The sequence below is a fragment of the Amycolatopsis sp. NPDC051045 genome, from assembly GCF_040682955.1.
Lineage (GTDB): Bacteria > Actinomycetota > Actinomycetes > Mycobacteriales > Pseudonocardiaceae > Amycolatopsis.
This window is the reverse complement of record NZ_JBFBCC010000008.1, coordinates 122720-136212: the sequence shown is the minus strand read 5'-3', so window position 1 is coordinate 136212 and position 13493 is coordinate 122720. Positions and strand designations below refer to the sequence as shown.

At 72.3% G+C, this 13493-nt stretch carries 15 protein-coding genes; 8 read left to right on the top strand and 7 right to left on the bottom strand.

From position 1 onward, the window contains the following. The first annotated feature begins 27 nt into the window (after nt 1–27). Nucleotides 28–546 carry an NUDIX domain-containing protein gene (locus tag AB0M80_RS20690; RefSeq protein WP_364566993.1) on the top strand — a complete coding sequence of 173 codons (519 nt, stop codon included), beginning with the start codon at nt 28–30 and terminating at the stop codon, nt 544–546. Here AB0M80_RS20690 and AB0M80_RS20685 read toward each other — a convergent pair. From AB0M80_RS20685 to AB0M80_RS20675, 3 genes are read right to left on the bottom strand one after another with little or no spacing between them, the layout of a single operon-like run. Further along, nucleotides 537–1148, bottom strand: coding sequence for a hypothetical protein (locus AB0M80_RS20685; protein WP_364566990.1), 612 nt, complete (start codon nt 1146–1148; stop codon nt 537–539). The two genes, AB0M80_RS20690 and AB0M80_RS20685, sit on opposite strands and share 10 nt — an antisense overlap. A 52-nt stretch (nt 1149–1200) precedes the next feature. Next, nucleotides 1201–2142: an aldo/keto reductase gene (locus AB0M80_RS20680; RefSeq protein WP_364566987.1), complete on the bottom strand. Its 942-nt coding sequence runs from the start codon at nt 2140–2142 to the stop codon at nt 1201–1203. Continuing rightward, nucleotides 2139–2474, bottom strand: coding sequence for a hypothetical protein (locus AB0M80_RS20675; RefSeq protein ID WP_364566984.1), 336 nt, complete (start codon nt 2472–2474; stop codon nt 2139–2141). The genes AB0M80_RS20680 and AB0M80_RS20675 overlap by 4 nt, the downstream gene beginning before the upstream one ends. A gap of 71 nt (nt 2475–2545) precedes the next feature. Here AB0M80_RS20675 and AB0M80_RS20670 point away from each other — a divergent pair, with 71 nt between their 5' ends. Both AB0M80_RS20670 and AB0M80_RS20665 read left to right on the top strand, forming a co-directional pair. Further along, the gene (locus AB0M80_RS20670) at nt 2546–2884 is read left to right on the top strand and encodes a metalloregulator ArsR/SmtB family transcription factor (RefSeq protein WP_364566981.1); all 339 of its coding nucleotides are present in this window, start codon (nt 2546–2548) and stop codon (nt 2882–2884) included. 67 nt (nt 2885–2951) lie between these two features. Continuing rightward, nucleotides 2952–3833 (top strand): TIGR03620 family F420-dependent LLM class oxidoreductase, encoded by an 882-nt coding sequence (locus tag AB0M80_RS20665; protein WP_364566978.1) that lies wholly within the window; start codon nt 2952–2954, stop codon nt 3831–3833. Here the strand turns inward: AB0M80_RS20665 and AB0M80_RS20660 are convergent. Next, complete coding sequence (locus tag AB0M80_RS20660; protein ID WP_364566976.1) at nt 3822–4673, bottom strand: DUF3626 domain-containing protein; 852 nt, start codon at nt 4671–4673, stop codon at nt 3822–3824. The genes AB0M80_RS20665 and AB0M80_RS20660 overlap by 12 nt on opposite strands. A 94-nt stretch (nt 4674–4767) precedes the next feature. Between AB0M80_RS20660 and AB0M80_RS20655 the strand changes: the two genes are divergently transcribed. Beyond that, the gene (locus tag AB0M80_RS20655) at nt 4768–5694 is read left to right on the top strand and encodes a DMT family transporter (protein ID WP_364566973.1); all 927 of its coding nucleotides are present in this window, start codon (nt 4768–4770) and stop codon (nt 5692–5694) included. A gap of 48 nt (nt 5695–5742) precedes the next feature. Here the strand turns inward: AB0M80_RS20655 and arc are convergent, their stop codons facing one another. Next, on the bottom strand, nt 5743–7545 hold the full coding sequence (gene arc / locus AB0M80_RS20650) for a proteasome ATPase (protein WP_364566970.1): 1803 nt from the start codon (nt 7543–7545) through the stop codon (nt 5743–5745). Between the two features lie 366 nt (nt 7546–7911). On the opposite strand from arc, the gene AB0M80_RS20645 reads away from it, so the two are divergent. Together AB0M80_RS20645 and AB0M80_RS20640 are read left to right on the top strand one after the other, a co-directional pair. Next, nucleotides 7912–8811, top strand: coding sequence for a hypothetical protein (locus tag AB0M80_RS20645; protein WP_364566967.1), 900 nt, complete (start codon nt 7912–7914; stop codon nt 8809–8811). A gap of 13 nt (nt 8812–8824) precedes the next feature. Then, nucleotides 8825–9274: a hypothetical protein gene (locus tag AB0M80_RS20640; protein WP_364566964.1), complete on the top strand. Its 450-nt coding sequence runs from the start codon at nt 8825–8827 to the stop codon at nt 9272–9274. Nucleotides 9275–9392: 118 nt separating this feature from the next. On the opposite strand, the gene AB0M80_RS20635 is transcribed toward AB0M80_RS20640, so the two are convergent. Both AB0M80_RS20635 and AB0M80_RS20630 read right to left on the bottom strand, forming a co-directional pair. After that, nucleotides 9393–10223, bottom strand: a complete 831-nt coding sequence (locus tag AB0M80_RS20635; RefSeq protein ID WP_364566962.1) for a tRNA (adenine-N1)-methyltransferase — start codon at nt 10221–10223, stop codon at nt 9393–9395. Nucleotides 10224–10286: 63 nt separating this feature from the next. Further along, nucleotides 10287–11438, bottom strand: a complete 1152-nt coding sequence (locus tag AB0M80_RS20630; protein ID WP_364566960.1) for a site-2 protease family protein — start codon at nt 11436–11438, stop codon at nt 10287–10289. A gap of 324 nt (nt 11439–11762) precedes the next feature. Here AB0M80_RS20630 and AB0M80_RS20625 point away from each other — a divergent pair, with 324 nt between their 5' ends. Both AB0M80_RS20625 and AB0M80_RS20620 read left to right on the top strand, forming a co-directional pair. After that, on the top strand, nt 11763–12665 hold the full coding sequence (locus AB0M80_RS20625) for a RecB family exonuclease (RefSeq protein ID WP_364566957.1): 903 nt from the start codon (nt 11763–11765) through the stop codon (nt 12663–12665). Further along, nucleotides 12665–13456, top strand: coding sequence for a thioesterase family protein (locus AB0M80_RS20620; protein WP_364566954.1), 792 nt, complete (start codon nt 12665–12667; stop codon nt 13454–13456). Before AB0M80_RS20625 ends, AB0M80_RS20620 begins: the two co-directional genes overlap by 1 nt. Nucleotides 13457–13493: the final 37 nt, after the last annotated feature.

The window sequence follows — 13493 nt, the reverse complement described above, 5'->3', positions numbered from 1 at the left end:
GGGTCGCCCTAGTGGAACGATGCACCCATGCCAGGCAGTGACGAACTCGTTGCCCTCTATGACCAGGCCGGCTCGGTCGTCGGCACCACCACCCGCTCTCGGGTCCGCGACGAGGCGCTGTGGCACGCCGCCGGCGTCGTCCTGGTCCGTTCGGGTGACGGAAACGCGGTCTACGTGCACCTCCGCACCCCCGGGAAGGACGTGTTCCCCTCCACCTGGGACTGCTGGGCCGGCGGCGTGGTCGCCGCCGGGGAGACCCCGGCCGAGTGCGCCCGCCGCGAGCTGGCCGAAGAACTCGGCGTCCAAGGGGTGGAACCCGTCCCCCTGTTCACCAAGGTCTACGACGACGGCCGCAACCGCTCCCACAACTTCGCCTTCGAGGTCCGCTGGGACGGCCCGATCCGCCACCAGGCCGAAGAGATCGTCGAAGGCCGCTGGATCACCTTGGCGGAACTGCGGGCCTGGGTCGACGACCCGGCCCCGGAACTGCCCTTCATCCCCGACGGCCGCGAAGGCGTCCGGGAATGGTTCCGCCGCTACGGCTGAGCCGCGAGCTTCGCCGCCATCGCGGGCAACAGGCGCTTCGCCGCGTCCACGGCCCGGGCCTCCGTGCTCGCCGAGACCGTCAGCCCGGAGACGAGCCTTCCCTTCGCCAGCAACACCGTGCAGGTCTTGCCTTCGCGCCAGGCCCGCTGGAGGTCCACGCCGGGCTGCTCGGGGATGCTCACCGTCTTGCCCGCGCACTCGGCGTTCGCCACGGCCTGCGCAGCGGCCGGGTCCGGGTACGCGGCGACGCGGTGGCGGAGCACGGACCCGCTCGGATAACGCCAGGTCGCGGTCCGGCTGGTCGCCGAGACCCCTTCGGTCAGACACCCCGCCGCTTCGCCCGAACCCGGCTGCACACCCTCCTCCGCGACGTCCACGTCGGACAGCAGCGCCCGCTCGGCGAGCAGGCCGAGATCGGGCGCCGGGGGCGGGACGGGAGCCGCCTTCGCGGGACTCACCGGAGCTTCGGTGACCGGGGCGGTCGACGACGTGGGCACCGGATCGTCGTAGTACGTCTCGAGGTTGTTCGGGTCGGGCCCGTCGCAGCCCGTGAGGCCGACCAACGCGACCGCGGCCAACGCGATCGCCTGCCGATGACGCACCTGCTCCGGCCTCCCGTCGTCCGTGGCGTGCCTGCGAGGGTAATGCAGCCCCTCAGCGCCACTCCAACGAGGACCGGTGTCGCCAGTACGCGCCGGGCTCCTCGGCGAGCGCGGCCAGCGAGTCCCGTTCGGCCGCGGTCAGGTCCAGGGCCGTGGCCCGCAGATTCGCCTCGAGCTGCGTCGTGCTCGCCGGGCCGATGACCGCCCGGCCGGCCCACTCCTGCGCCAGCACCGCGGCCACCGCGACCGCGTCCGGCCCGGTCCCGTGCGCCGCCGCGACCTCGCGCGCCACGGCCGGCGCTTCGACCACCAGCCGGCCGTTGGCCAGGGTTTCCTTGACCAGCACCCGTTTCCCGGCCGCGTGCGCCGCGGCCAGGGCCGGGCCCGCGGACGGTTCCAGGAGGTTCCACGTCGACTGGACCGCCGAGAACACCGCCCGCCCGGCCACTTCCAGCGCAAACGCCCGCTCGATCGCGGCCGCCTGGGCCGGCCCGGACGTCGAAAAGCCCACCGCGACACCGTTCGCGGACAGTTCCGCCAGCGCTTCGAGCAACGGCTCGTCGGTGAACAACGGACTGTCCACAGTGAGCGAATGAACCTGGTACAGGTGCACCCGATCCCCCAGCAGTCCCAGGGTTTCCGCCCACTGCGCGGCGAACCGCGCCGCCGAGTGCTCCTTCACCTCGTGCACGTCGGCGTCGAGCCGCCAGTCCCCGACGTAGGCGTAGCCCCACTTGCTGGAGATCTCGACGTCGGCGTGCCCCCGCTCGGCGAGCCAGCCGGCCAGGAACTCCTCGGAGCGCCCGTACGACCGCGCGACGTCGACGTGCCGGACACCCGCGGCGTACGCGTCGTCGAGCACCGCGAAGGTCGCGGCACGCATCGAAGCGACGTCCCGCACGGGCGGCAGCGCCCCGTCCCGGCCGAGGTTGATGTACGCGGGACGGCCCAGCGCCGCCAGGCCGAGGGCGATCCGGTCGACGCGCGTCCTCATGCCGTCTGCTTGTGCCGGAGGATGGCCAGCCACTGGTCCGAGTTCTGGGCCTGGCGGTGGAGTTTTTCGAGGCGGGCGGCCGGCGCGCGGACGTAGCCCTTGCCGAAGACCGGGGCGATCTGACGCAGGCTGGCGCCGCCTTCACGGGCCGCGAGGAGCAGCCAGTCCGAGGCGTCGGCGCAGGCCGCGGAGGCGCGGCGCAGCTCCCCGAGCAGGTCGATGAGTTCCTGGGCGCTCACCTCGCCCCCTTCGACGGCGGCGGCCGTCGTCTCCAGCCAGGCCAGGACGGCGGCTTCGGTGATGGGCGCGCGGGGCCGGGTTTCTTCGATCACGACGGTGAGTATAGGTCGTTATACGCGAGCGTCCGGGACCTCGCGCCGGCGTGCCTATACTGGAGCCGGTCATGACCACGCACATCGAACCCGCGCCGGACGTCGAGCAGCTGCTCGAGGTGTTCAAGGCGCTCGCGAACCCGGTGCGGCTGCAGGTGCTCGGCTGGCTGCGGGAGCCGGAGCGGCACTTCCCCGTGGAGCGGGCTATCGCGGACCCGGTCGAGGTCGGCGTGTGCGTGAGCCACATCCAGGAGAAGCTCGGGCTGGCGCAGTCGACCGTCTCGGCGTACATGGCCGTGCTGCACCGCGCCGGTCTGGTGCGGGCGACGCGCGTCGGCAAGTGGACGCACTACAAGCGCGACGAAGCCCGGATCGCCGAGCTCGTCGACCTGCTCGGCCGCACCCTCTGACCCACTCCCCTGCCCCGGGTGGCACCTGCATGGCCATACATATCGTAAATCTGCGATACTTCGATTTATGAGCATGATCGAGAACATGCGGCTGAACCGCTACGGGATCTGGACGTTCGACTTCGAGGACCAGCCGGCCGCCCTGATCCGGGACTCCGTGCAGGAGCTGGAAGAACTCGGCTGGCCGGCGGTCTGGATCCCGGAGAGCGAAGGGCGGGAGGCCCTGACGCACGCCGGGTTCCTGCTGTCGGCCACCGAACGCCTCACCGTCGTCAACGGCATCGCGCAGATCTGGTCCCGCGAGCCCCGGTGGACCCGTGGCGCGGCCCTCCTGCTGGCGGACGCCTACCCGGACCGCCACCTGCTGGGTCTCGGCTTCGGCGCCGGGAAGCCGGGCGCAAAGCCGCTTCAGGCGATGAACGCCTACCTCGACGCCCTGGACATCGACAAGAACGTCAACCCCGCACCGCGTGCACCGGCACGACGGCTCCTCGCGGCGTACGGCCCGAAGATGCTGGAGCTGGCCCGCGACCGGTCGGCGGGCGCGCACACCTACCACGTGACCCCGGAGCACACGGCCCAAGCGCGCGAAATCCTCGGCGCGGGACCGTTCCTCGGCGTCGAGCACGCCGTGCTGTTCGAGACCGACCCGGCCAAGGCGCGGATGATCGCCCGCGCCCACCTGCACAGGTACCTGACCTCGGAGTACAACGTCGCCAAGTTCCGGCGGCTCGGCTACACCGAAGCGGACGTCGACGGAGGCCGCGGCAGCGACCGGCTCGTCGACGACCTCGTGTTCTGGGGCGACCTCGAGACGATCACCGCGAAACTGGCCGGGCACCTGGACGCGGGCGCCGACCACGTCGGCATCCAGGTCATCGGGGTCGAGCCGGGCGCCTCGGCCATGCCGCACTGGCGGCGGCTGGCCGAGGCGCTGCTACCCGCGTAGGCCGAACCGCGCGGTGCAGTGCCACACGCGCTTGAGCACCTGGGGGTCGTGCCGGCCGGCGCGGACGGCCTCGCCGATGATGCGGGCGTCGAGCCGGCCGTCCTCGGCGATGTCCTCACCGGCCCGCACGACGTCCTCCCCGCGGTAGTCCGCGTGTTCGGCGAGGGCCGCCACCGGAAGCCGGAACCCGTGGTGCCACACCGTGGGAAACGGCAGGTCGGCGGCCGCCGATTCGACGTCGGTGCCCCGGAAGGACGGGTCCAGCACGAGGGCCGCGACATCGGAAGCCAGCCGGAGCGGGCCGTGGACGTGGGCCTCGATGTAGTCGTCGAGCTCGTCCGGGGCGTCCGCTTCGACGACGGGCAGCAGCGGCATGTGCGCGGCCGTGCCGAAGTGCGCCGGCTCGCGGAAGCTGTCCGGGTAGCAGAAGGTCGTGCGCGTCAGCACCTCCCGCTCGAGCCGGAAGTGCGCCGAGCCGAACCGGACCGACCCGCCCGCCGGGCGGCGGCGGTGGTTGAGCGAGCCGTACTTCGGCCGCGCCGAAGGCGGGAGTTCGTCGTAGACCCCGCCGAACATCCGGTGTTCCCACCGCCATCGGTCACCACCCGGGTGCGCGGTCAGCCCGCCGTTGCCCGTGCCGGTCTCGAACTGCGAGCGGTAGACCCCGTCGGTCACCCAGTGCCGCAGCAGCGGCACGTCCACCACCAGCCGGTCCGGGTGGAAGTGCACCGTGACGTCCAGCCCGTCGGGCAGCGGCGGCCCCGCGACCCGGTCTGCGACGTACCTCACTGCGGGCCGCCACTCTTCGTCCGGCGCTCGTCGGCCGTTCCCCCAGGTCATGAGCGCAGCGTAGCCGGTTCGTATAGGCCGTTATACACAACGCGGGGTCCGAAAACCGCTGGCTCCGCGGCCGGGCGCCGGTTTGACTGCGCCCATGCGATGGGCGGATTTCGGGGTCACGGTGCGGTTCGGGCTGCTGGCCGTGGTGTGGGGTGCGAGTTTCCTGTTCATCAAGGTGGGTCTCGGCGGGCTCTCCCCCGGCCAGGTCGCACTCGCCCGCGTCGCGCTCGGTGCGCTGGCCCTGGCGGTCGTCCTGGTGGCGCGGCGGCGGCCGCTGCCCCGCGATCCTGTGCTGTGGGGCCACCTCGCGGCCGTGTCGGTGCTGTTGTGCGTCGTGCCGTTCCTGCTGTTCTCGTGGGCGGAGCAGTACATTTCGTCCGGCCTGGCCAGCATCTTCAACGCGACGACGCCGCTGATCACGATGCTGCTGGCGGCCGCGGCACTGCCCGAGGAGCGGTTCACCCCGCCCCGGGTGCTCGGTCTGCTGCTGGGGTTCCTGGGCGTGCTCACGATCGTCGGGGTGTGGCACGGCGTGGACGTTTCGCACCGGCTGACGGCCCAGCTCGCCTGTTTGGGCGCCACCACGTGTTACGGCGCGTGTTTCGTCTACCTGCGCCGATTTGTCTCACCACGTGGGACGGATCCGGTCGTCGTCGCGTTCGGGCAGACGGCGTCGGCGACGGTGATCCTGGCGCTGCTGGCCCCCGTGATCGCCGCCACGCCGGTGCACCTGGACCTGCCGGTGGTGGCGAGCATGCTGGCGCTCGGCGTCTTCGGCACCGGCCTCGCCTACGCCTGGAACACCCGGATCATCGCGGCTTGGGGCGCCGCCAACGCCTCCGCGGTGACGTACTTGACGCCGGTGGTCGGCGTGCTGCTGGGCGTGCTGGTGCTGGGCGAACCGGTGAGCTGGAACCAGCCGGCCGGGGCGCTCCTGGTCGTGCTGGGCATCCTCGCGGCCCACGGCAGGTTGCGCGTACGCCGCGCAACCCGGGCCGACGGCGAACTCATCCGCCGCTAGCCACGCCGATGGGGCGGTCGCCGCGGCGACCGCCCCATCGGGTTCGGACTACAGGTACTGACCGGTGTTCGTGGCGGTGTCGATCGCCCGCCCCGAGTCCTGGTTCTTGCCGGTGACGAGCGTGCGGATGTAGACGATCCGCTCGCCCTTCTTGCCGGAGATCCGGGCCCAGTCGTCCGGGTTGGTGGTGTTGGGCAGGTCCTCGTTCTCCGCGAACTCGTCGACGATCGCGTCCAGCAGGTGCTGCACGCGGAGACCCGGCTGCTGGGTCTCCAGCACCGACTTGATCGCCGACTTCTTCGCCCGGTCCACGATGTTCTGGATCATCGCGCCCGAGTTGAAGTCGCGGAAGTACAGGACTTCCTTGTCCCCGTTGGCGTAGGTCACCTCGAGGAACCGGTTCTCGTCGCTCTCCTCGTACATCCGCTCGACGGTGTGCTGGATCATCGCGTCGAACGTCGCCTTCGGGTCCCCGCCGAACTCGGCGAGGTCGTCGGCGTGGATCGGCAGGCCTTCGGCCAGGTACTTGGAGAAGATGTCCTTCGCGCCTTCGGCGTCCGGACGCTCGATCTTGATCTTGACGTCGAGCCGGCCCGGCCGCAGGATCGCCGGGTCGATCATGTCTTCGCGGTTGGAGGCGCCGATGACGATGACGTTCTCCAGGCCTTCGACACCGTCGATCTCCGACAGCAGCTGCGGCACGATCGTGGTCTCCACGTCGGACGAGACGCCCGACCCACGGGTCCGGAAGATCGAGTCCATCTCGTCGAAGAACACGATCACCGGGGTGCCCTCGGAGGCCTTCTCCCGCGCCCGCTGGAAGATCAGGCGGATGTGCCGCTCGGTCTCCCCGACGAACTTGTTGAGCAGCTCGGGACCCTTGATGTTCAGGAAGTAGGACTTCCCGTCCTCGTTGTCGCCCCGCGCCGCCGCCACCTTCTTGGCCAGCGAGTTCGCCACCGCCTTGGCGATGAGCGTCTTGCCGCAGCCCGGCGGGCCGTAGAGCAGGACACCCTTGGGCGGCCGCAGCTGGTACTCCTGGTACAGATCGGCGTGCAGGAACGGGAGCTCGACCGCGTCCCTGATCTGCTCGATCTGCCGGGTGAGGCCACCGATGTCCTCGTAGCGGACGTCGGGCACCTCCTCCAGCACCAGGTCTTCGACTTCCGCCTTCGGCACGCGCTCGTACGCGTAGCCGGCCTTGGAGTCGACCAGGAGCGAGTCGCCCGGCTTGAGCGGCTGCTCCGCCAGCAGATCGGAGAGCAGGACCACCCGCTCTTCGTCCGCGTGCCCGACCACCAGTGCGCGAGGGCTGCCGCCCTCGACGTCCGGTGCGAGCACCTCGCGCAGCGCGCACACCTCACCGACGCGTTCGAAACCGCCGCCCTCGACCACGGTGAGCGCCTCGTTGAGCCGCAGCGCCTGACCGCGGCGCAGCGACGAGATCTCGACCGCGGGCGAAACCGACACCCGCATCTTGCGGCCGGCCGTGAAGACGTCCACCGTGTTGTCCTCGTACGCCTCGACGAAGACGCCGTACCCGGACGGTGGCTGGGCCAGCCGGTCGACCTCCTCGCGGAGAGCGAGGAGCTGTCCTCGCGCTTCGCGCAGGGTTTCGACCAGTTTGGTGTTCCGCTCGGTGAGCTGGCTCACCCTTTCCGAGGCCTCGGCGAGCCGCTGTTCGAGAACTCGGTTCTGCCGTGGCGAGTCGGTCAGTTTGCGGCGCAGCAGCGCCACTTCCTCCTCGAGAAAACGGATCTGCCGAGCCTGCTCGTCCGCCGTCGTCCCAGCTCCGGATGTTGCTGAAGGGTCGGCCTCCTCGCGCCGACCTCCGGGAAGGTCATGATGCATTGGGCACCTCCTCGGAGTGCTTTTCATTCCACGGTACCGGCGATCACCGACAAGAAAAGCCCTTTCCGGATCACAAGATCGGCGCGTCGCGGTTTCGCAGCCTCCCCCAGCACGGACATTCCCGCAGCGCAAGCGGCCATTTCGGTGCCGTGGCGCCCGTCCACGACGGGTCCGGCCGGGCCGGGATGAAGCAAGCACGTCGGGAGTACCCCGCCCGCGAGACCCCCAACCGCCGCGGGGATCCGGGCAATTCCGGCCAGTTCCGCCCTAACCGCGCGGCGGGACGGGCCGGTGGCTAGCATCGGGCGACGCTGTGCCGGCCCCGACGGCCGGGCGCCATCGAAGGAACGCTAGGGGGCACCACTCATGACCTACCCGCCGCAGCAACCGGGCGGCTACGGCCAGCAGCCCGACGGCTACGGGCAGCAGCCCGGGCCGTACGGTCAGCCGCAGCAGGGCGGCTACCCCCAGAGCGGTCCGCAGCCCCAGCCCGGCTACGGCGGCACCCAGCAGTTCGGCGGGCCCGGCCCGTACGACGGCGGCACCCAGCAGTACGGCCGGCCCGGCCCGTACGACCAGCCCGGCCAGGGCGGCTACCCGCCGCAGACGGGCCCTCAGCCCCAGCAGGGCCACCCGCAGTACGGGCAGCAGGACCAGTGGGGCCAGCCGCAGCAGCAGGGCTTCGGCGGCTACGACCCCTACGGCGGCGGCAGCTTCGGTGAGGCTCCCCCGCCCAAGAAGAAGAAAACCGGCCTGATCGTCGGCATCGCGGCGGCCGCCGTGGTGGTCGTCGGCGGCGGCGTGACCGCGCTGGTCCTCACCAACGGCGACGACGGGCAGGCCGCCGCCCCGCCCGCGAGCAGCAGCTCGGCGGCGCCGACGTCCGCGCCGAAGGCGTCCACCCCGAAGCCCAAGACCACCACCGCGCCGGCCAGCCCGACGTCGAAGAGCAGCAAGCCCGCGGGCGGCCCGGCTCCCAGTGGCAAGGCGAGCTCGCAGGAGCTGTTCGACACGACGATCACCGCCTACAACGCGGGCGACGAGAAGGCGCTCGGCGACACCATCTGCCGCAGCGTCTACGAGGGCACCACGGGCGAGATCCCGAAGGTCACGGTCAAGCTGACCGGGACGCCGACGGAGACGGGCGAGAAGGCCACCGTCCGCTACTCCGCCAGCGACGGCAGCAAGACCAAGGTTGGCACGATGTCGGCGCAGAAGGAAGCCGGCCTGTGGTGCCTGTCCAACGTCAAGGCGGACGGCTCGTGAGCACCCGGCGACGGTGAACCGCGCGTTCGCCACCGGGCTGGTCCTGCTCGGCGTGACCGGGGCGGGCGTGGTGCTGGGCCTGCTGCTCGTCGCCCCGGCCGGCCACCCGCCCGGCTCGTCGAGCCCGCCGGCGCCGTCGACCCACCCGTCGGCGCCGCCCTCTCCCGACGCCGCCGACACCGCGGCGGTGGCCGTGCTGGCCCGGGCGATCGTCGACGCGATCGCCGGGCACGACTCGGCGGCGTTCGGGAAGCTCACCTGCCGCCCGCAGAGCGCCGAAGCCCTCGCGGGCCTGCAGCGGATGTGGGACGCGGCCGGTCCGGTCACGGTGAAGCTGGCCGGGCCCCCGGACCTGCGCGGCGAGTCCGCGACGGCGAAGGTCCACGTCGAAGCGGCGGGCGGCACCAAGGACACGCCCTTTCCGCTGCACAAGGAGAACGGCCGCTGGTGCGTGCCGGGCTGAGCCGGCGAGGGCTCCGGTCAGGCGGCGGTGAAGTCCGCCCGGCCCGGATCGGCGTCCCGCAGGAGCGGGCCGATCGAGGTCGCGCGGCGGCCACGGTGAATCCGGTGCGGCGGCGTTCTCAGCCCTTGCCCTTGCTCGGCCGGCGTGAGACCCGCGGGGACACCGTGCCGTCCGCCAGCCGCCGTGCGGTGAGCAGGAACGCCGTGTGCGCCACCATCCGGTGGTCCGGGCGGACCGCCAGGCCCACCACGTGCCACGGCCGCATCAGCGTCTCCCACGACTCGGGCTCGGTCCAGCACTGCTGCTCGCGCAGCGACTCGGTGACGCGCGAAAGCTGCGTGACCGTCGCGACGTAGACCGTCAGCACGCCGCCCGGCACCAGGTGGGCGGCCACGTTCGGCAGCTGCTCCCAGGGCGCCAGCATGTCCAGCACGACGCGGTCGACCTCGCCCTCGTGCGACGCCAGGTCGGCGACGGTGAGCGACCAGTTGGCCGGCTTCTCGCCGAAGAACTTCTCCACGTTGCGCTCGGCGTGTTCGGCGTGGTCGGCGCGGATCTCGTAGGAGTGCACGCGCCCGGCCGGGCCGACCGCGCGCAGCAGCGAACACGTCAGCGCGCCGGAGCCGGCACCCGCCTCGAGCACGCGCGCACCCGGGAAGATGTCTCCCCACATCACGATCTGCGCCGCGTCCTTCGGGTAGATCACCTGCGCGCCGCGGGGCATCGACAGCACGTAGTCCGGCAGGAGGGGGCGCAGCGCGAGGTACGTCGACCCGCCCGCGGACGTGACCACCGATCCTTCGGGCCGGCCGATCAGGTCGTCGTGGGCCAGTGCGCCGCGGTGGGTGTGGTATTCACCGCCACCGGCCAGCGTCAGGGTGTAGTGCCGCCCCTTCGAGTCGGTCAACTGCACCCGATCACCCGCACGAAACGGTCCGCTGACCGACAACACTTCCTCCTGCTCACCCGGATGGCCGACGACAGATCTTCGCAGGCGGTCCGGGCCGCGCCCTCAGCGGGTACGGCGGTTCAGCGCGGCCCGCAGGTCGTCGCGGCGCAGCACGCCCGCCGGGCGGCCTTCGTCGTCGACCACGAGGAACTGCCACGCCGCGGTTTCGCGGACCCGCTCGATGACGTCCTCCCCCGGTTCCGACGCCAGCAGCACGGTCTCGGCCCGGATCGGCTCGGCCGCCAGTTCCGCCGGCGCGTGCGGCGACGAGCTCGCGAGCCGCTCCGCCGCGCCTTCGTCGAGGAGGCCGGCCGCTACGCCGTCGGCGCGGACCAGGACCACGCCCCGGCCGGCCGACGCGGCCAGCGCGTCCGAAACCGGGCTCTCGGCCGGCAGCTGCAGCACCGGCCGGACCAGCTCGCCGAGGACGAGGCCGTCCGGCCACGTGCGGCGCGCTTCCGCGGCCAGCTCCGACCGCGCACCGAGGATCACGAACCACGCCGTCACGACGCAGACGCCCAGCCGCAGCCACCGGTCCGGGCTGCCGGTCGCCAAGCCCCACAACGCCCAGACGAGCAGCCCCGCGGCCACGACCCCGCCGCCGGCGACCGCGGCGCGCGTGCCCTTCGCGCGGATGCCGGTGATCGCCCAGACGCCGGCGCGGACCAGCCTGCCGCCGTCGAGGGGCAGCCCGGGCAGCAGGTTGAACACGCCGACGGCGAGGTTCGCCACCGCGCACTCGGCCACCAGGAGCCAGACCGCGCCGTCCGGGGGCACGGCGAACATCAGCAGGCCGCAGAAGCCACCGAGCAGCAGTGACACCGCGGGCCCGGCCGCGGCCACCATGCCCTCGTCGCCGGGGCGCTTCGGCGTGCGGGCCACTTCGGACAGGCCGCCGAGGAGGAAGAGGCGCAGCCGCCGCACGGGGATCCCCAGCCGCAGCGCGACCAGGCAGTGCCCGAGTTCGTGGGCGAGCACCGACAACCCCAGCAGCAGCGCGAACGCGCCGGCCAGCAGCCACGACGTCGCCGTCGAGGCGTCCGGGAGCAGCCGCCCGACCAGTGGCGCGTACAGCACGACGACGACCAGCGAGCCGACCCACCAGGACGGCGCGAGCAGCACCGGCACCCCGGCGACCCGGAACAGCACGAGGCCGCCGTCCGAGAGGACGGCCTGCCGGGTGCCGCCGGTGCCCTGCTCACTGGTCGCGGCCATGCGGAGAGCCTAGAGCCCCCGGTGTGGGGAGCGGGTGATCCGGGCCCGCCGGTGTCGCATCCGGACGACCCGCGTACCCAGCCGGACGACTCGCGCACCTGGACGGACGACTCGCGTACCCAGCCGGACGACTCGCGTACCTGGACGGACGACTCGCACCTGGAAGCCCGGCTCGATTCCGGGGGCGAGCCGACGGTTCAGGGACGCGAGCCGGCCCTTGGCGTACGCGAGTCGTCCGTCCAGGTACGGGTGTCGTCCGTCCAGGTACGGGTGCCGGGCGTTGCGGTCGCCGGAACTGTCGGACCCCGGCGTTACGCTCTGCCCATGCCCGACGCCGACACCGTCACCACCGACCCGATCACCGCCTCCGCCGTCGCCACCGAGGTGCGGCGGCGGCCCGCGTTGTCGCCGTCACGGGCCAGCGACTTCAAGCAGTGCCCGCTGCTCTACCGGTTCCGCGCGGTCGACCGGCTGCCGGAGGTCCCGACCAAGGCCCAGCTGCGCGGCACGCTCGTCCACTCGGTGCTGGAGCGGCTCTTCGCGCTCCCGGCCGCCGAACGCGTCCCGCCCCGGGCGCGGGAGCTGCTCGGCCCGGCGTGGACCGAGCTGTCCGCGGACCGTCCGGAATGGACCGAACTGTTCGACGGCGGCCAACCGGACGACCACGCCGCATGGCTGCGGTCGGCGGAAAAGCTGCTGGACGCCTACTTCGAGCTGGAGGACCCGCGGCGGCTCGAACCGGAGGCCTGCGAGCTGCACGTCGAGATCGAGCTCGGTTCCGGTGTTCTGCTGCGCGGCTACATCGACCGGCTCGACGTCGCGCCGACCGGCGAGATCCGGGTCGTCGACTACAAGACCGGCGCCGCGCCGCGCGAGATCGGCGAGGCCAAGGCGATGTTCCAGATGAAGTTCTACGCCGTGGTCCTGTGGCGGCTGCGGGGGATCGTGCCGCGCCAGCTCAAGCTCATGTACCTCACCGACGGCCAGTCGCTCGCCTACACGCCCGACGAAGCCGAGCTGCTCCGCTTCGAGCGCACGCTGGAAGCCATCTGGCAGGCCATCCTCAAGGCGGGCAAGACCGGCGACTTCCGGGCGAACAAGAGCAAGCTGTGCAACTGGTGCGACCACCAGGCGCACTGCCCCGAGTACGGCGGCACGCCACCCGAATACCCCGGCTGGCCGGAGCCCGACGCGGGCGACGAGACGCCGCTGGACCGGGCCGACTGATGGCCGACGCCTTCTACGTCCCGCTCGGCGAAGACCGGTTCTCCGCCACCGGGCACACGGCCGGGCCGTGGTCCCCCGACGCCCAGCACTTCGGCCCGCCGTCGGCGTTGCTGGTCCGCGCCCTCGAAAACGTCGAATCCGGCCATCCGGCGGAGCTCGCGCGCGTGACCGTGGAGATCCTCGGCCCGGCGCCGGTCGCCGAGCTCACCGTGCGGGCCCGGATCGAGCGGCCCGGCCGGTCGGTGGAACTGCTGCAGGCGGAGCTGGCGAGCGTCGATCGCGTCGTGGCGCGGGCCTCGGCGTGGCGCGTCGCGACATCGGACACGGCGGAGGTCGGCACCGACGCCGGCCCCCTGCTGCCCGGACCCGGCAGCGTCGAGGAGTCACCGTGGCCGGACAGCTGGCAGAGCGGCTACCTCGACGCGGTGGAGTGGCGCGCGGTGCGCGGCGGCATGGACGTGCCCGGTCCGGCGGCGGTGTGGGCCCGCCAGCGCGTCCCGCTGGTCGACGGCGAGGAACCGAGCGGCCTGCAGCGGCTGTTCACGGTGGCCGACTCCGCCAACGGCGTGTCGAACTACCTCGACCCGCGCCGGTGGTGGTTCATCAACTCCGAGCTGACCGTGCACCTGCGGCGGACGCCGTCCGGCGCGTGGATCGGCCTCGACGCGGTGACCCTGGTCGGCCGGCACGGCATCGGCACGGCGACGAGCATCCTGCACGACGGCGACGGCCCGGTGGCCACCGGCGCCCAGGCGCTGATGGTCCGGCCGCGACAGGCCGGGGGCGGATAGCCACCCACAACGGCCCCGCATCCAATAACCTTCGCGG

What these genes read in the sequence shown, in the direction of transcription:
- AB0M80_RS20625 (WP_364566957.1), top strand. Translation starts at nt 11,763, where the DNA reads ATGCCCGACGCCGACACCGTCACCACCGACCCGATCACCGCCTCCGCC.
- AB0M80_RS20660 (WP_364566976.1), bottom strand. Translation starts at nt 4,673, where the DNA reads ATGACCTGGGGGAACGGCCGACGAGCGCCGGACGAAGAGTGGCGGCCC.
- AB0M80_RS20630 (WP_364566960.1), bottom strand. Translation starts at nt 11,438, where the DNA reads ATGGCCGCGACCAGTGAGCAGGGCACCGGCGGCACCCGGCAGGCCGTC.
- AB0M80_RS20690 (WP_364566993.1), top strand. Translation starts at nt 28, where the DNA reads ATGCCAGGCAGTGACGAACTCGTTGCCCTCTATGACCAGGCCGGCTCG.
- arc (WP_364566970.1), bottom strand. Translation starts at nt 7,545, where the DNA reads ATGCATCATGACCTTCCCGGAGGTCGGCGCGAGGAGGCCGACCCTTCA.
- AB0M80_RS20665 (WP_364566978.1), top strand. Translation starts at nt 2,952, where the DNA reads ATGAGCATGATCGAGAACATGCGGCTGAACCGCTACGGGATCTGGACG.
- AB0M80_RS20670 (WP_364566981.1), top strand. Translation starts at nt 2,546, where the DNA reads ATGACCACGCACATCGAACCCGCGCCGGACGTCGAGCAGCTGCTCGAG.
- AB0M80_RS20655 (WP_364566973.1), top strand. Translation starts at nt 4,768, where the DNA reads ATGCGATGGGCGGATTTCGGGGTCACGGTGCGGTTCGGGCTGCTGGCC.
- AB0M80_RS20645 (WP_364566967.1), top strand. Translation starts at nt 7,912, where the DNA reads ATGACCTACCCGCCGCAGCAACCGGGCGGCTACGGCCAGCAGCCCGAC.
- AB0M80_RS20680 (WP_364566987.1), bottom strand. Translation starts at nt 2,142, where the DNA reads ATGAGGACGCGCGTCGACCGGATCGCCCTCGGCCTGGCGGCGCTGGGC.
- AB0M80_RS20620 (WP_364566954.1), top strand. Translation starts at nt 12,665, where the DNA reads ATGGCCGACGCCTTCTACGTCCCGCTCGGCGAAGACCGGTTCTCCGCC.